Annotated in this window: 16 protein-coding genes; 13 read left to right on the forward strand and 3 right to left on the reverse strand. The window is 65.8% G+C overall.

What is annotated here, in order from left to right:
• Positions 1–11 precede the first annotated feature (11 nt).
• Genes ACFYOW_RS15985 through ACFYOW_RS16005 form a run of 5 tightly spaced genes read left to right on the forward strand, consistent with a single transcriptional unit; the run spans position 12 to position 4390 of the window.
• The gene (locus tag ACFYOW_RS15985) at positions 12–578 is read left to right on the forward strand and encodes an aromatic-ring-hydroxylating dioxygenase subunit beta (RefSeq protein ID WP_387288457.1); all 567 of its coding nucleotides are present in this window, start codon (positions 12–14) and stop codon (positions 576–578) included.
• Positions 579–594: 16 nt separating this feature from the next.
• Positions 595–1485: an alpha/beta fold hydrolase gene (locus tag ACFYOW_RS15990; RefSeq protein WP_387288459.1), complete on the forward strand. Its 891-nt coding sequence runs from the start codon at positions 595–597 to the stop codon at positions 1483–1485.
• A complete protein-coding gene (locus ACFYOW_RS15995; protein ID WP_327100387.1) occupies positions 1482–2315 on the forward strand; it encodes an SDR family NAD(P)-dependent oxidoreductase in 834 nt (277 codons plus the stop codon). The genes ACFYOW_RS15990 and ACFYOW_RS15995 overlap by 4 nt, the downstream gene beginning before the upstream one ends.
• 30 nt (positions 2316–2345) lie before the next feature.
• A complete protein-coding gene (locus ACFYOW_RS16000; protein ID WP_387288461.1) occupies positions 2346–3938 on the forward strand; it encodes a long-chain fatty acid--CoA ligase in 1593 nt (530 codons plus the stop codon).
• On the forward strand, positions 3935–4390 hold the full coding sequence (locus ACFYOW_RS16005; protein ID WP_387288463.1) for a hypothetical protein: 456 nt from the start codon (positions 3935–3937) through the stop codon (positions 4388–4390). The genes ACFYOW_RS16000 and ACFYOW_RS16005 overlap by 4 nt, the downstream gene beginning before the upstream one ends.
• Before the next feature lie 142 nt (positions 4391–4532).
• On the opposite strand, the gene ACFYOW_RS16010 is transcribed toward ACFYOW_RS16005, so the two are convergent.
• Complete coding sequence (locus ACFYOW_RS16010) at positions 4533–5174, reverse strand: helix-turn-helix domain-containing protein (protein WP_387288464.1); 642 nt, start codon at positions 5172–5174, stop codon at positions 4533–4535.
• Between the two features lie 227 nt (positions 5175–5401).
• Complete coding sequence (locus ACFYOW_RS16015; RefSeq protein ID WP_387288466.1) at positions 5402–6067, reverse strand: TetR/AcrR family transcriptional regulator; 666 nt, start codon at positions 6065–6067, stop codon at positions 5402–5404.
• Positions 6068–6257: 190 nt separating this feature from the next.
• Between ACFYOW_RS16015 and ACFYOW_RS16020 the strand changes: the two genes are divergently transcribed.
• From ACFYOW_RS16020 to ACFYOW_RS16030, 3 genes are all read left to right on the forward strand, one after another.
• Positions 6258–7046 carry an IclR family transcriptional regulator gene (locus tag ACFYOW_RS16020; RefSeq protein ID WP_387288468.1) on the forward strand — a complete coding sequence of 263 codons (789 nt, stop codon included), beginning with the start codon at positions 6258–6260 and terminating at the stop codon, positions 7044–7046.
• 40 nt (positions 7047–7086) lie between these two features.
• Positions 7087–8013: a LysR substrate-binding domain-containing protein gene (locus ACFYOW_RS16025; RefSeq protein WP_387288470.1), complete on the forward strand. Its 927-nt coding sequence runs from the start codon at positions 7087–7089 to the stop codon at positions 8011–8013.
• A gap of 94 nt (positions 8014–8107) precedes the next feature.
• The gene (locus tag ACFYOW_RS16030) at positions 8108–8326 is read left to right on the forward strand and encodes a protein kinase (RefSeq protein ID WP_387288834.1); all 219 of its coding nucleotides are present in this window, start codon (positions 8108–8110) and stop codon (positions 8324–8326) included.
• Between the two features lie 224 nt (positions 8327–8550).
• Here ACFYOW_RS16030 and ACFYOW_RS16035 read toward each other — a convergent pair whose 3' ends face one another.
• Positions 8551–9528 (reverse strand): helix-turn-helix domain-containing protein, encoded by a 978-nt coding sequence (locus ACFYOW_RS16035; protein ID WP_387288472.1) that lies wholly within the window; start codon positions 9526–9528, stop codon positions 8551–8553.
• 200 nt (positions 9529–9728) lie between these two features.
• Between ACFYOW_RS16035 and ACFYOW_RS16040 the strand changes: the two genes are divergently transcribed.
• The 5 genes from ACFYOW_RS16040 to ACFYOW_RS16060 are packed head-to-tail and all read left to right on the forward strand — an operon-like array spanning position 9729 to position 15844.
• The gene (locus tag ACFYOW_RS16040) at positions 9729–10853 is read left to right on the forward strand and encodes a saccharopine dehydrogenase family protein (protein ID WP_387288474.1); all 1125 of its coding nucleotides are present in this window, start codon (positions 9729–9731) and stop codon (positions 10851–10853) included.
• Entirely contained in the window at positions 10850–12073 is a 1224-nt protein-coding gene (locus ACFYOW_RS16045) for a thiolase family protein (RefSeq protein WP_387288476.1), read from the forward strand. The genes ACFYOW_RS16040 and ACFYOW_RS16045 overlap by 4 nt, the downstream gene beginning before the upstream one ends.
• 23 nt (positions 12074–12096) lie before the next feature.
• Positions 12097–12927 carry an enoyl-CoA hydratase/isomerase family protein gene (locus tag ACFYOW_RS16050; protein WP_387288478.1) on the forward strand — a complete coding sequence of 277 codons (831 nt, stop codon included), beginning with the start codon at positions 12097–12099 and terminating at the stop codon, positions 12925–12927.
• 37 nt (positions 12928–12964) lie between these two features.
• Positions 12965–14263, forward strand: coding sequence for an acyl-CoA dehydrogenase family protein (locus ACFYOW_RS16055; RefSeq protein WP_387288480.1), 1299 nt, complete (start codon positions 12965–12967; stop codon positions 14261–14263).
• Positions 14264–14278: 15 nt separating this feature from the next.
• On the forward strand, positions 14279–15844 hold the full coding sequence (locus ACFYOW_RS16060) for an AMP-binding protein (RefSeq protein WP_387288482.1): 1566 nt from the start codon (positions 14279–14281) through the stop codon (positions 15842–15844).

A 15844-nucleotide genomic window follows, 5' to 3' on the forward strand; every position in this document is an offset into this window, starting at 1 on the left:
GGAATAACAGCGTGAGCACCACGACGGCGCAGTCGCTCGCCGGACAACGAGCAGACCGCGATATCCACTTCGAGGTCGAACAGTTCTACTACTTCGAGGCAGAGCTGCTCGACGACGGCCGGTTCACCGACTGGCTGGAGTTGCTCGCCGACGATCTCGACTACTGGATGCCCACCCGCACCAACCGGCTACGACGGCAGCAGGCCCTGTCGATCGCCGCGCGCGGTGAGGCCGCCTATTACGACGAGTCCAAGGAAAGCCTGGCCTGGCGCATCCGCCGTTTCGACTCGGGCATGGCATGGGCCGAGGACCCGCCCTCGCGCACCCGACACATGATCACCAATGTGGTTGTGCACCACGTCGATCCGGATGAGCACGCGGGCTTCACCGCCGACGACCTGCTCGTTCGGTCGGCATTCCTCGTCTACCGCAACCGGCTCGAACGCGAGGAGAACATCTTCGCGGGTGGGCGTACCGACATCCTGCGCCGCGACGAGGCCGGGCTGCGCGTGGCCCGCCGCACCATCCTGCTGGACCAGAACATCCTGCAGGCCAAGAACATATCCACCTTCTTCTAACGGGAGGGACCCGATCGTGTCCACCGCAGAACTCGATACCACCGTGCAGCAGAACGACGTTCAGCTCACTCACCACACCGTCTCGACCACGCTCGGTCCGATCGCCGTCGCCGAGGCGGGATCGGGCCCGGTGCTGGTCATGCTGCACGGCGGCGGCCCGGGGGCGTCCGGAGTCAGCAACTATCACCAGAACCTGGCCGCGCTGGCCACCCGCTTCCGCGTGATCCTGCCCGACCAGCCTGGATTCGGCGGCAGCTACCGACCCGACGAGGCCGCGCTCGACGCGCGCTCGATCACGCAGATCACCGTCGACGCCCTCTTCCAGACCCTGGACTCGCTCGGCATCGACCGGTTCAATCTGCTCGGCAACAGCCTCGGCGGTGCGGCCGCGATCGCCATGGCGCAGTCGCAGCCCGAGCGGATCTCCGGTCTGGTGCTCATGGCCCCCGGCGGCGGCTGGCTGCCGTTCGGCCCTACTCCGACCGAGGGCCAGAAGGAGATGTTCCGCTACTACAACAGCGGCGGGCCCAGCGAGAAGAAGATGGCCAACTTCATCCGCGCCATGGTCTTCGACCACAAACAGTTCGGTGCGGAGGTGATCAAGGCCCGCTACGAGGCGTCGCTGGACGACAGCCACATCGAGTTCTACCACCGCTACAACGCCGCCTTCGCGAATCGCCACGGCATGGATCCGCTCTGGCGCGAACTGCACAAGATCAAGGCACCGACGCTGCTGCTGTGGGGCCGCGATGACCGGACGATCACCCTCGACGGCGCGCAGATCATGCTCAAGAACATCCGCAACGTGCAGCTGCATGTCTTCGGCAACTGCGGGCATTGGGTACAGCTGGAACGCGCACGCGAATTCGAACGACTCGTCGGCGACTTCCTGGCCGATCTGGCATGAGCGGCTGGCTCGACGGCTACGTCGCACTCATCACCGGCGGCGGCTCCGGCATCGGTCGCGCCGTGGCGGAACGCTTTGTCGCCGAAGGCGCTTCGGTCACGATAGTTGGCCGGGACCTCGACCGGCTGAAGGAGGTATGCGCGAACTCGCCGGACCGATCCCGCATGCACGCCGTACAGGCCGATGTCCGCGATTCCGAGCAGCTCCACGCGGCCGTCGGCGAAACCGTGACCGAATTCGGCAAACTCGACACCCTGGTGACGAACGCCGGTATCTGGGACTACCAGCGCCAGCTCACCAGGCTGACCGCCGAGGAGCTGTCCGCCACCTTCGACGAGTTGTTCGCGATCAACGTCAAGGGCTACATGCTGGCCGCCGAGGCCGCTTGGCGCGAACTGGTGAAGACGCGCGGCAGCATCATCATGACCCTGTCCAACGCCTCTTTCTATGTCGCCGGAGGGGGACCGATCTACACGGCGAGCAAGCATGCCTGTCTGGGTCTGATGCGTGAACTCGCCTACGAACTGGCACCAAAGGTACGCGTCAACGGCGTCGCCTGCGGCGGCATGAACACCGACCTGCGCGGACCGGAATCCCTTGCCCTGCGCGATCGTTCGATAGCGACGTCGTTCGCCAAGCGGACCGCCGATACGCCGCCGCCCCCCATTCCGCTGCACGACTCCAGCACCGATCCCCGTGACTTCACCGGTTCCTATGTGCTGCTCGCGTCCCGTGAACAGAGCGGCCCCATCACCGGCCAGGCAATCGAGGTCGACGGTGGCATCCGCGTGCGCGGTTTCGCCAGCGCAGCCGGCGGCGACCACCTCTGACACGCCCGGCCGCGAGCCAAAGGAGTTTCGATGACCATGGCGCATCCGGTGAGTCCCGGTGCCACAGTAGATGTCAATCCAGCATCCGCGATCGCGGTGACCGCCCACCACCACCCGGGCAAACTCGCGATCCGGTATGCGGGAGGCGATCTCACCTTCGCGCAGCTCGACGTTCGAGCCGCACGACTCGCAGCCGCCCTCGCCGACCGCGGTGTGGGCGCCGGAGACCGGATCGCCTATCTCGGCCTCAACAGTCCCGCGTTCCTGATCACCATGCTCGCCGCCTTCCGATTGGGTGCCATCTTCGTACCCGTCAACTTCCGTCTCGCCGAGCCGGAGTTGGGCGCGGTGCTGCGCGGCAGCGGCGCCATCGCCGCGGTCTGTGAGCCCGGTCATCGTGAGTTGTTGGACGCGGTGCGGCATGAAACCGCTGTGCGTCTCCTTCTGCTCGTCGACGACGACACCGAAGTGCCGGCGGAGGGCTCGTCCCTGGGGTGGGAGCCTTGGAGCCCGCTGCTCACCACCATGGGAAAGCCGACGACGGTCCCGCTACGACGGGTTTTCGACCAGCCCGCGATCCTCATGTTCACTTCCGGCACAACCGGATTCCCCAAAGGCGTGATTCTCACCTACGGCAATCTCTGGTGGAACGGGATCAACGTCGATTCTCGTCTCGACACCCGTCGCGGAGACGTTACCCACGCCTCCGCCCCGCTGTTCCATATCGGCGGCCTCAACGCACTGGCACTGCGCACGTTGGTCCGCGGGGGCACATTGGTGATCCGCCGCGGCTTCGAACCTATTGTTTTTCTTCGCGATCTGATCGACTTCGAGGTCAATTCGTTTTTCGCGGTTCCAGCGATGCTCGCCGCGCTGGCACGGGTGCCCGAGTTGGCTCGCACAGCGCTCCGCCATCTGCGCACCATTGTGGTGGCCGGAGCTCCGGTCCCGACGTCTCTCATCGAACACTATGCAGCACTGGGGATCACGTTGCAGCAGGCGTGGGGATTGACCGAAACCGCGCCCTTCGCAACCCATCTCCCCGCCGAGTTCACCGAGGCGAAGATCGGTTCCGCGGGAATCCCCATGCCCCACACCGAAGTCAGGGTTGTCGACCCAACGAATACCCCGGTACCGGCTGGCAGTGCGGGTGAAATCGTGGTGCGTGGCCCCAACGTCACACCGGGGTACTGGAACAACCCGGCGGCGACCGGTGCGGCCTTCGACCGGGAGGGATGGTTCCACTCCGGGGACATCGGATATCTCGACGAGGACGGCTTCCTCTACATCGTCGACCGGCTCAAGGACATGATTATCAGCGGCGGCGAGAACATCTATCCCGCCGAAGTCGAACGAGCGCTGGCCGATCTGCCCGGCATTCTCGATGTCGCCGTGATCGGCACACCCGATGATCAGTGGGGTGAGACCGTCACGGCCGTCATCAACTGTGCGGCGGGGACCGAGATCACGCTCGAGGATGTCCGGCAGCACACGGCGTCGAAACTCGCACGGTACAAACTTCCTCGGCGGTTGCATGTTGTCGAAACCGTGCCGCGCAACGCCTCCGGAAAGCTCGACAAGGTCAGGATCCGGCATCTGATCGACAAGGAAGTGCGACCATGACCACGCCCCCCGTTCCAATCCTGGAATTGCCGGATCCGTGGACGTTCGCCATCCAAGACCGCTCGCGTACAATGCTTCTCGCCGAAATCTGCCGCACGCCCGACTTCCGCGCGTCTGTCGAGCTGGAACGTTGCGTGGCGGGGCGACTGCGCAACGCCTATCCGGTCGGATCTCACGACCTCGAGATCCGGATCAGCGACGGTGACCCGCAAGAGAAGATGGACATGCTCCGAGTGCTCACCTCCGCCGTCCAAGCCGCGGATTCCCAGTGCCGCAAGGTCATTTTCGCGGTGCCAACCGACGATCCGAGCACCCTGGAATACGCGCGGGCAGCAGGATTCCGCTACGTCGTCGACGTCGACCTGCCCGATATCGAACTCAGTGTGCTGGTTGCGGAACCAGATTGGGTCACCGCCGTCGACATGGACCTCGACCACGTGCCGGGCACGTGATTCGCTCCCGACCGCGAGCCCGGCGTCCAGTGGACGGACGCGCCCCGGAGCGATACTGGTGGCTCGCTTTGGTCACGAGCCTGCTGATGATCGTCCTGGCGATGTTCGCATTGCTGCTACCAGGGTCCGCGCACCGGCCTGGTCAGTCCGGCACGGTCATCGGCACCCCCGGCCGGTGCGAGCCCTCGTGCACCGTGGGACCGAACTGACGCACTTGTGGATACGTCGTCACCATGTGCGCGACCACGCGGTCGGTCAGGCAGACATAGCAGTGCGGCACATCACCCGGATACCGAACGAAATCACCAGCGACCAAGTCGACCGAGTCGCTGATAGGCCCAGTGCGCAATTTGCCGGTGATCACATAGAGGTGATGCAGGGTGCCAGGGGCGTGCGGCTCGATCGTGGTCGATTGCTGCCTGTCCCGCTCCAGCCGCAGCACCAGCGTCCGCACATAGCCCGAACCGTAGGTCTCGTCGAGCATGCGCTCGGACCGGTTCATCGACTCGAACCATTCCGCTTCACTCGCCCGCTGGACATAGACGGGGGTACCCCATTCGGTCAGCAGTCGACGCACCGACACATCCAGCGCGGCGCCCAGTAAGGCCAGCGTCTCCACGGTGGGATTGCCGACTCCCTGTTCGATCTTGGACAGGGTCTGTTTCGACAACCCGGAACGACGGGCTAGTTCGCCGATGGACATGGCCCGCTCACGACGATACCGACCGACGTTCCGAGCCACCAGCTGGTTCTCGTCGGTCTTGCCGTCACTTTTGATGTACATATCGTCATTGTTGACGAACGGGCGGTCAACTTCCACTGGGGGCCGGCTGAGAGTGTGTGCGATAGCAGATGGCCAATCGCCGATCACGAATCGACCGGGTGACCGTGGTACCGGATTCCACAAGCGAGCAGCCGCGTTCGAACCGAAACGTACCCGCGACCGCACCCTGAGCGCGATCCCGGCAACCGCCGTCACGCTTGATGAACCGGGTTGTCCTTGCCGCTGATTCAGCGGCGGTCCCGCGCCGCCGCGATCGCCCGCGCGCTCCGGATCTCCGCCATCGTGAGTGCTGGCTCAACAGCCGGTTCGGCCGGGTACCGCATTCCATCCAACAGCAACGCCAGATAGCGCCGCCAGTTGCCCGGCCGCACAGCCCCGGTGAAGGCCGCGACGGAATGCACCATCGCGATCGATGCCAGAACATCGGCCGGGGCGAGATCCGCTCGCACTGCACCGTCGGCCCGGGCCCGGTCCACCAAGTTCTCCAGAACCGGCGCGACGGCCGCTTCAAAACGCGCGAAGGTCCTTGCGCCGTCGGCCGATTCGCTCATGGCGGCGGCGAGTCCCCGGTTTCCGGCCACGAGCTCACAGGTTCGCTCGAGCAGGCCCGCCAGCCCCGACCATGGATCCGGGTTCCGTTCGGCCGCCGCGGCGGCCTCCTCCAACCGGGTGACGTATCCACCGGTGATCTCGGCGATCAACTCGGATTTGTTCGCGAACCGCCGGTACACGGTCCCCACTCCGACCTCCGCGGCGGCGGCCACATCGTCGAGCGTGACATCCAATCCACGTTCGGAGAGCAGGCGGTCCCCCGCGGCGAGTATCTTGGCGTGATTTCGTGCCGCGTCGGATCGCATGCGGCGGGCGCTCGGCGAAGATTCCGAAGTGGTCATACATCCGAGCATCTCACGTGCCGCACTGGGCTGAATGTGGGGTCGGACACCTGATCACGTACAGATCGTCACTTTTAATATACCAGTCGTCATTATTGACGAACGGTCCGCCAGTTTGCATGATTGTCATATATAAGTGCCGATGCGGTGTATCAGATTGGACACCAGCCGTTAGCCGGAGGAACTCACAATGACCACGTCCTTTGCCGAACCGGTCCGCGACGATCGCGCCGCCGTCGACAAGGCCATCAGCCTGCTGGTCGCCTTCGGAGACCAGGCCAGCACCGGTGTCGGTGTCAGTGAGCTCGCCCGGCGCGCAGATCTTTCCAAATCGACGGCCTTCCGGGTGCTCGGGATGCTCGAGCGAAACGGCGTGGTCGAACGTATCGGCACCGGCTACCGGCTCGGAGCTCGGCTGCATCAGCTGGGCCAGGCGGTGTACTCGCCCGAGCATGAGCGCGTCCGGGACCTGCTGCTGCCGTTCCTGACCGACCTGTACGAGATGACCCGTCACACAGTGCATCTGGCGGCCCTGCACGACACCGACGTCGTGTACCTGGCCAAGCTGTACGGACATCGGACGATCCCGGCTCCCTCGCGAATCGGCGGGCGGCTCCCCGCGCACGCGACCGCTGTCGGGAAGATCTTGCTCGCGTACGATTCCCACACCGCCGCCAGGGTTGTCGCAGGAGGGCTCCCAGCCCTCACTTCCCATACCCGCACCGATCCGGATCGCCTCGCGGACGAGCTCGCGACCATCCGCGCCAACGGCATCGCCGAAGACCATCAGGAAAGCCGCCTCGGGCTGGTGTGCTTGGCCGCACCGGTTTTCGACTCCCGGGGCCGCGCGATCGCCGCCCTCTCCGTAGCCGGACCACATGGCCGGTTCGACAGCCGCCGACTGGAGCACGCACTGCGCCGCGTCTGCGCATCCGCCTCCCAGACGCTCGCCCGGGCGCAGCTGCCTCGCACGGCATGATCTCGAACCGCGGAAGTTTCCATCGAGCGGTGACCCCCCAATGGAGTTGAGACACCTCAGGTACTTCGTGGCCGTTGCCGAGACCCGCCATTTCGGGCGGGCCGCGGAACGACTGCACATGGCCCAGCCTCCGTTGTCCCAGCAGATCAAACGGCTGGAATGCGAACTCGGGGTCGAGTTGCTGATCCGGTCCACCCGCAAGGTCGAACTCACCCCGGCGGGTGAACGCTATCTGGAGCGGGCGCGGGAGATCCTTGCCGCGGTCGACGCCGCCAAGTCCGAGGCCGACCGCATCGCGGCGGGCGAGATCGGCAGGCTGGCAATCGGTTTCACCGGCTCGGCCACCTACGAATTGCTACCGGCCCTGGCTCGGGTGCTGCGCGCCGAACTGCCCCGTGTCGAGCTGGAGCTCGAGGGTGAAATGCTGACTCCGCGCCAGGTGACGGGATTGCGGAACGGATCGCTCGATGTCGGCTTCCTACGTCCCCCGGTTCGTGATCCCGGACTGGACGTCCAGGTCCTGCGGCGAGAACCGCTGGTCGCGGTGCTGCCCGAGACCCATCCCCTGGCCAGTCATCCCGCGGTCCCACTCGCGCAACTGCGCGCCGATACGTTCATCTGCTATCCCTCGCACAACCGGTCCGTCGTCTACAACGCGGTATTCGACGCTTGCGGCAGAGCGGGTTTCGAGCCCTCGGACATCATCGAGGTCGCGGAGACCTCGACCATGGTTTCGTTCGCAGCCGCCGGCCTCGGTGTCGCATTGGTGCCCGCCTCGGTTCGCAATCTGATGATCACGGGAGCGACCTACCGGCCACTGGCGGGCACGACCGTCGAGGTCGAACTGGCCGTCGCCATTCGCCGCGGCGATGCCTCACCGGTGCTCGCCCGCGTGCTGGGACGAGCCCGTCAGCTACTGGGTGGCGGCCGTCCGATCGGTCGCGGCCTCGGCAGCCTGGCCGTGTAACAACCGCCGGAAAGTGTCCGACATCGATCTGACAGCACCCACCATCGCCACCGCCGACTAACTTGCCGCCGCCGGATTCGGGGATCTCGAAGAGATAGGCCGCGGCGGTTTCGGAGTCGTCTACCGCTGCCGTGAATACGCTCTCGAACGGTTCGTCGCGGTCAAGGTGCTGAGTTCAGAGGTTCGCGGAGACGAGCGCGACCAGTTCATCCGGGAGCAACGCGCACTAGGACGGCTTTCGGGCCATCCGAACATCCTGCAGATCCTGCAGGCCGACATCACCGCCATCGGACGCCCCTTTCTCGTGTTCTGACCCGTGCCCAGGTCCGGCAGCTGGCCGGCCTCGGCAAGCGGATCGTCGGCGCCATCGAGCCACGTCATCCGATTATCATCGGCCATCCGCTGATCCCGGAAGCAGGCGCATAACCGATCGAACGGTGCAGCCCCACTTGCAGTCAGGACGAGGGCATCAACTCTTCGGCATCCGCGCGTGATCCGAAGTCGCGCAGCGCCTCTCGGCGTAACCATCTTCCCCGCTCAAGGCCCTGCTGTCCGAAGCGCGGCCGAATCATCGCTCCCCGATCGCGACTCGGCCAGGACGCGGCTCGGGCTGACGCCGAACGCCTGTTTGAAGGTGCGGCTGAAATGACCGACGTTGTTGAAGCCCCAGCGGAAGGCGACATCGGTGACCGTTTCGGTGGGACGAGCCTGAGCGAGGTTGCGGTAGCAGACATTCAAGCGGCGGTCCCGGATCCAGCGACTGACGGTCATGCCGGTTTCGGCGAAGGCGAGTTGCAGAGTGCGGACGGAGATGCCGTGGACGCTGGCGATCGACGTCGGGGACAGATCGGGATCGTCGAGGTTGTCCTCGATGTAGCGCCGCACTTGCAGCAGCAGTGAGGCACGGGACGAAGGGACCGGTTCGGTCAAGGCGGAATCCAGGGTATCGAACAAGGCTTGGCATGCGATCGCCAGCCCGGCATCGGAGAGCTGACCGAGTTCCCGGGCGATACCCCGGAACTGGTCGGCCGCGATCGATACCAGGCCCGAGCCCGGACCTGCGGCAACCGCGCCACCCGCGCTGAGAGCGGCTCGAATCAGGCCCTGCGGTGCACGTCGACGCGGGACCAGCAGATACAACTCCCGATGCGGATCGACGACCTCGAACGCCTTGGCGATCTCGCTGTCCCAGACGGTCAACTGCCCCGCGTCGACCACGAAATCGCCGCCGGAGGCGTACTTGCAGACAATCCGCCCGGAGAGGTTCATCAGAATCCCGATGAACGGCTCGCCGTCGCGCACCGACGCCGGCAACCGACCGGCGCAACAGTCGGTGCGAAACTCCGCGACGGTGAGCGAATCCACCCGCCGGTATCGCATGGCCGCGCCGAATCGCTCGGGCTCCGGAAACGACATGGCCCAACCCAGGTGCAGTTCGGACAGTTTGCTGTTCCAGGCATCCAGGGCGTCGTGGCGCGATATTCCACTGGTCGACCAGGTTGCTGCCGTCGTCATTTCCGGGTACCTCCAGCTGTAACAAGTGTAGTCGACCTCACGCGGGGCGGACTTGACAATCAGCGCGTGCCGCCTGACGGACCGACAGCCGAATGCGCGAATCGCTGGATGTGTTGCGCGTAGGGGCAAGCACAAGGCTATGGCGCTCGGCACAGTGACTGGCAGCACATTTTTGTCATGGAATTAACAAAGGAGCAACCGTGAGCGAGCCTCGCCCGGTCGTCATCTACGGCGCCAGCGGTTACACGGGCCGACTGGTGGCCGAATTCTTGCGTGAGTACAACATCCCCTTCGTTGCCGCCGGCCGGAACAAAGCCAGGCTGCAGGAGGTCATGAACTCCGTCCCCGGCATCGAGACCGCCGACTACGAAATCGCCGAGGTCGGCGGGTCCGTCGAGGAACTGACCACGCTGTTCCGGGGCCGCAAGGTGGTCTGCAACACGGTCGGTCCGTTCCTGCGTTACGCACCTGCTGTGCTGGAGGCCGCTCTGCAGGCGGGCTGCCACTATCTCGACACCGCTGGTGAGCAGACGCACCACATGTCGATCGTGGACGAGTGGGGCCCGAAGTTCGCCGCGGCCGGTCTCGCCGCGTCCACCGCGGTCTCGATGCAATACGCGGTGACGGACATCGCCGCGCGCATCGTCCTGGAGACTCCCGGCATCGACACCCTCGAGCTGGGCGAATACGTCAGCAATGTCCCGACCATCGGATCGACCCAGTCGATGTTCGACGTGATCCGCAAGGATGCCTACTACCTCGAGGACAACGTCCTGAAGAAGTACGACGGGATCGTACAGCAGGACATCGTCGTGCCCGGGAGCGAACACGTGGTGCCCGGTCTCAACTGGGGCGGTACCGCGATGCCGGTGTTCTTCAAGAACGACCGCCGGGTCCGCAACTGCCGGATGTTCGTGGCGATGAAGAACGCGAAGGGCGACATCCCGCAGCGGGTGCGCGAGGCGGAGCGCCTGTTCAAGGTCACCTTCCAGTGGCTTCCCGAGGACAAGCTGTACCCGGTTCTGGACCGGGTGGCGGCCGCGATGACACCCACGACTCCGTCCCGCGAGAACCGGCAGGTGAACCGTTCGGTCGACTGGTGCAGCGGCCGCGGTAACACCGTCGCCGCGCGTGCGGTGATCCACAGCACCTCCGGCTACCTGATCACCGGTTTGGTTCAGGCGTATATCGCTATGCGGCTGGTCGGTGACACCTACCACGGCACCGGATTCCGTTCACCGGCCGCACTCGTCGGCCACCGGGAACTGCTGGGGGCGCTGGAGGCATACGGGCTCGCGCGGCTGACCGAGGAGTCCGTGGCGTGACGACTGAGCACGTGTGGGTCGCCGGGGTCGGAATGACCGCCTTCGGTGTCCGACCGGAGAGCTCGATCAAGGACCTCACCCGAGAAGCGGTCATCGAGGCTCTTGCCGACGCAGGCGCCGAACTCGGCGATGTGCAGGCCGCGTACTTCGGCAACACCTGCCAGGACGTGCTCGAAGGACAGGTCGTCGTGTCGGGTCAAATGGCGTTGCGTTCCATGGGATTCGAGCGCATCCCCGTCGTTAACGTCGAAAACGCCTGTGCCACTGGAGCGACTGCGCTGCACCAGGCTGTTCTGCACGTTCGCTCCGGCGCCGGCGACATCGCGCTCGCCGTCGGGGCCGAACGGCTGAGCATCGGCGACAAGCGCCGGGCACTGGCCGTATTCGACGGCGGCGTGGACGTCACCGATCGGGAGAGCGTACGCACCCTGCTCACCGAACTCGGCGGCGAGCTGCCCGACGACGGGCGGCCGCACAGCCTGTTCATGGACTATTACGCCGCGCTCGCCCATGCGCACATGGCCGCGTTCGGCACCACCCGCGAACAGCTCGCGGTGATCGCCGAGAAGAACCACGCCCACGCCGTCGACAATCCGCTCGCCCATTTCCGCAAGGAGATGTCGGTAGCGGAAATCCTTGATGCACACCCGGTTTCGGGACCACTGACGGTGCCTATGTGCGCGCCGCTGACCGACGGCGCCGCGGCGGCAGTCGTCTGCAACGAGGCTGGCCTGCGCCGGCTCAGCTCCCGTGCACCCGTTCGGATCCTGGCGTCGGTGTTGCGGACCGGATCGGTGCGCCCGCTCTCGGCCTGGAACCGCTCGGCCACGCGGCTGGCCGCCCTCGACGCCTATGAACAGGCAGGCGTTGGCCCAGAGGACATTTCGGTGGCCGAGGTCCACGACGCGTCTGCGTTCGGTGAGCTGTTGCAGACCGAGATGATGGGCTTCTGCCCGATCGGCGGGGGTGGTGAGTTCGCCGATTCCGGCGCCAGCCGGCTCGGTGGCCGCCTGCCGGTGAACCCGTCCGGCGGTCTGGAATCCAAGGGACATCCCATGGGCGCTTCGGGCCTGGCGCAGATCTATGAACTCGTGCACCAGTTGCGCGGCGACTGCGGCCCGCGCCAGGTCCCCGGCGCCCGGGTGGCGCTCGCCGAGAACGGCGGCGGCCTGTACGCCGGTGAAGAAGCCGCCGCCGCCATAACGATCCTCACTTCATAAATGACTATTCCGAGGAGTCAACGATGACCTACCAGACGCTGAAGACCCGCCGCGATGGCCGGATCCTGTACGTCGATTTCGACAACCCGCCGCTGAATCTGATGACGATCCAGATGGTCGGCGAGCTGTTCGATCTCGCCGGCTCGCTGGCCGCCGATCCGGAGACCGCGGTCGTGGTATTCGGGAGCGCCAATCCCGAATTCTTCATCGCCCATTTCGAATTGAACGATCTGATCCGCTCGTTCAGCGACACGACCGTGCCGCAGAGCCGCTACGACGACATCAATGTCGTGCAGGCGCTGGCGACCACGTGGCAGACCCTCCCGCAGGTGACCATCGGCGTGGTCGACGGGATCTGCCGCGGCGCCGGCTTGGAGTTCCTGCTCGCGACCGACATGCGTTTCGCGACCGCGGAAAGCCGTTTCTGCCTGCCCGAGGTCGGCGGCGGCATCATTCCCGCCGGCGGCGGCACCACGCGCCTGGTCATGGCGATCGGTCCTGCCCGCGCCCGCGAGGTCATTCTGGCCAGCCGTGACTTCACCGGCGACGAGGCCGCCATGTACGGAATCGTCAACCGGACGCTGCCGCGCGAGGAGCTCTCGACCTATGTGGACAAGCTGGCGCAGGGGGTTGCCGCGCGTACACCAGGTGCCGTCGCCGCGGTCAACGAAGTGCTGAAGAGCGTGTCCGCTGCTGCGGTCGAGGCTCTGTTCGCCGGTTTCGCCGCTGAGAACGACGGGCTGCGGACTTTGCTGGCGAATCCGGCCGCCCGGCTGGCTCTGCAGCAGATGGCCGACCTGCAGACCCTCGAGCACGAGCGGGATCTGCCGGCCGCGATCGCGGCCGCCAGCTAGCGCCGACGGCAATTGTCGTGAAAAGGAGTTACGAGCAATGACAACACAACTGGATCACGCGGCGTCGGTACGGCCGGCGCTGCCATACGTCGAGACCACCGGCTTCGAGGTTCTCAACGACGAAGAGCGGGCCGTTCAGCAGGCGATGCACACATTCGCCCGGGAGGTGATGCGCCCGGCGGGTATCGCGATCGACAAGCTCACCGCCGAGCAGGCGGTCGCCCCTGGCTCACCGTACTGGGAATTCATGCGCATCGCGGCCGAGTCGGGCATCGGCTTCGACTCCGAGCCCGACGATGTGCCGCCGCAGGCCCTGGCTCGGCTACAGTCGATCGTGATCGAGGAATTCGGTTGGGCCGATGTCGGTCTCACCGTGTCGATGCTGGCCGGCGCGTTCCCGAACATCGTGGCCAAGCGCGTCGGCAACCAGGAACTGATCGACCTCACCGCGGGAAAGCTCGGCTGCTGGATCGCCAGCCAGCCCGATCGGGGATCCGACGGGACCATGCTCTATCCGGCCGAGCGGCACGTCGGCGCTCCCCAGGGCAATAAGGGCAACCTGACCGCCAAGGTTGTAGGCGGCGACATCGTGATCAACGGACAGAGCTCGGCCTGGGTTTCCAACGGCGCGGTCGCGCAGGTCGGGATCCTCTCGATCGTCGCCGATTACGGCGACGGATTCTTCGACAGCGAAGGCCACCCGTACGGGATGGAGGTTATCGTCCCCTTCGATCTGCCCGGCGTGAGCCACGGCAGGCCGTTGGAAAAGCTCGGTCAACGGGCCCTGCCGCAGGGGGAGACGTTCTTCGACGAGGTGAAGGTCCCGGTGAGCTATGCGGTGTCGTTCGGTGACGACTACTGGCGTGGACACGCCAATACCTGGTCGACCGCGGGTGTCGCGATGGGCGGGATGATGTCGGGGCTGGCGCGAGCTGCTCTCGAACAGGCCGTGGAATACGCCGGACAGCGGCGGCAGGGTGGCGCGCTGCTCGCCGACCATCAGATGGTGCAGGCCCGTCTCGGCGAGATGGCCCGGAACGTCGAGACCATCCGGGCGGTCGCCCGGCGGGCCGCCGAGTACACCGCGCTGTCCCCCGCCAAACATCCGTACTACACCGGGGCGACGAAGGTCACGTGCACCGACCTCGCATTCCAGGTCGCCGACGAGGCCCTGCAACTGTTCGGCGGCTACGGGCTCACTCGCGAATACCCGATGGAGAAACTGTTCCGTGACGCGCGCGCCGCGCGCATCGAGGACGGCGAAAACCATTTGCTGAACATGAAATTCGGCTTCCTGACCACGCTGTTGCGGCGCGGCGGCCGGCTCGGGGCGTAAGGAGACACGACACAGATGGCGATCACCGACTTCTTCGACCGAGGCTGGCGGGCCGGACCGGACCGGGTCGCATTCGTCGCAGACGACCGCAGCTACACCTACCGCGAAATCGGCGAGCTTTCCTGCCGTATCGGTAATGCCCTGCTGGACATCGGCATCGAATCGGAGACCAAGGGTGCCGTGCTCGCGCCCAACGATCCGGTCGCCTGGGCATGCGTGCTCGGCATATGGCGAGCCGGAATGGCCTGGGTGCCGGTCAATCCCGCGAATCCCCCGGAGGAGACCGAGCGGCTGCTGGAGGGATTCGACTGTGAAATCCTGTTCTGCCACACCCAATTGCTGCCGATCGTGGAGCAGCTGCGCCCGAAGCTGCCGCAGCTGCGCCGCGTGGTCGCATTGGGCGACAACGCCGCGGCAACCGAAGACGCTGTCCCCCTGGAGGCATTCATCGAGGGTGCGTCCGCGGAGATCCCCGGTTTCATCCCCGCGCAGGATTCGGTGGCCGGGATCATGCCGACCGGAGGCACCACCGGCGCGCCGAAGGGCGTGATGAACACCCACCGGAGCCTGACGGTCAGCGGGCAGCACCATATGTTCGCCACGTCCTACCCCGCGGACGAACCGCCGGTCTTCCTGGTCGCCGCGCCGATGACCCACGCCGCGGGCACCATGACGCTGCCCTGCTCGGCACGCGGCGGCACGGTCGTGGTAATGCCGAAGATGGATCTGCACCTGCTGCTCGACCTGATCGAGCAGCACCGCGTCACCGAGCTGTACCTGCCCCCGACGGTGATCTACCGGCTGCTGGAAGTACCGGGCATCGAGCAGCGCGACTTCTCCTCGCTGAAATACCTCGTCTACGGCGCGGCCCCGATGTCCACCGAGAAGCTGCGGCGTGCGATCGAGGTGTTCGGTCCCGTCATGCTGCAGGGGTACGGGCAGGCCGAGGCACCCAGCGCGATCGCGTTCCTGCGGCCGGAGGAGCACTTCCGTGACGGCAAGATCGCCGAGGACGCTCGGCTGACCGCCGCGGGCAGGCCCGCCCCGATGGTGCGGGTGGAGATTCTCGGCGAGGACGGTGCGATCCTCCCCACCGGAGCGACCGGTGAGGTCTGTGTGCGCGGCGATCTGTTGATGAAGGGCTACTACAAAGCGCCGGACAAGACCGCGGAGACTGTCGTGGACAGTTGGCTGCACACCGGCGACCTCGGCTTCCTCGATGCCGAGGGCTTCCTGCACATCACCGACCGCAAGAAGGACATGATCATCTCCGGCGGGTTCAACGTGTACCCGAGCGAGGTGGAGCAGGTCGTCTGGACCCACCCGGCCGTGCAGGACTGCGCGGTCATCGGCACCCCGCACGCCGACTGGGGCGAGGCGGTCACCGCGGTGGTGGAACTCAACGCCGGCGAGGAACTCACCGAGGCGGACCTGCTGGTGTACTGCCGGCCCAAGCTCGGCGGGGTCCGGACGCCGAAGCAGGTCGTGTTCGTGGATGCGCTCCCCCGGAGTGCCAACGGCAAAGTCCTGAAAAAGGACATCCGAGAACCGTTTTGGCGCGACCAAGAACGAAAGATCTGA

This window comes from Nocardia sp. NPDC006982 (genome assembly GCF_042869435.1).
Classification (GTDB): domain Bacteria; phylum Actinomycetota; class Actinomycetes; order Mycobacteriales; family Mycobacteriaceae; genus Nocardia.

Bases quoted from the DNA above. Each gene is read 5' to 3' on its own strand.
- ACFYOW_RS15995 (WP_327100387.1), top strand. From the start codon at position 1,482: ATGAGCGGCTGGCTCGACGGCTACGTCGCACTCATCACCGGCGGCGGC.
- ACFYOW_RS16000 (WP_387288461.1), top strand. From the start codon at position 2,346: ATGACCATGGCGCATCCGGTGAGTCCCGGTGCCACAGTAGATGTCAAT.
- ACFYOW_RS16005 (WP_387288463.1), top strand. From the start codon at position 3,935: ATGACCACGCCCCCCGTTCCAATCCTGGAATTGCCGGATCCGTGGACG.
- ACFYOW_RS16010 (WP_387288464.1), bottom strand. From the start codon at position 5,174: ATGTACATCAAAAGTGACGGCAAGACCGACGAGAACCAGCTGGTGGCT.
- ACFYOW_RS16015 (WP_387288466.1), bottom strand. From the start codon at position 6,067: ATGACCACTTCGGAATCTTCGCCGAGCGCCCGCCGCATGCGATCCGAC.
- ACFYOW_RS16020 (WP_387288468.1), top strand. From the start codon at position 6,258: ATGACCACGTCCTTTGCCGAACCGGTCCGCGACGATCGCGCCGCCGTC.
- ACFYOW_RS16025 (WP_387288470.1), top strand. From the start codon at position 7,087: ATGGAGTTGAGACACCTCAGGTACTTCGTGGCCGTTGCCGAGACCCGC.
- ACFYOW_RS16035 (WP_387288472.1), bottom strand. From the start codon at position 9,528: ATGACGACGGCAGCAACCTGGTCGACCAGTGGAATATCGCGCCACGAC.
- ACFYOW_RS16050 (WP_387288478.1), top strand. From the start codon at position 12,097: ATGACCTACCAGACGCTGAAGACCCGCCGCGATGGCCGGATCCTGTAC.
- ACFYOW_RS16055 (WP_387288480.1), top strand. From the start codon at position 12,965: ATGACAACACAACTGGATCACGCGGCGTCGGTACGGCCGGCGCTGCCA.
- ACFYOW_RS16060 (WP_387288482.1), top strand. From the start codon at position 14,279: ATGGCGATCACCGACTTCTTCGACCGAGGCTGGCGGGCCGGACCGGAC.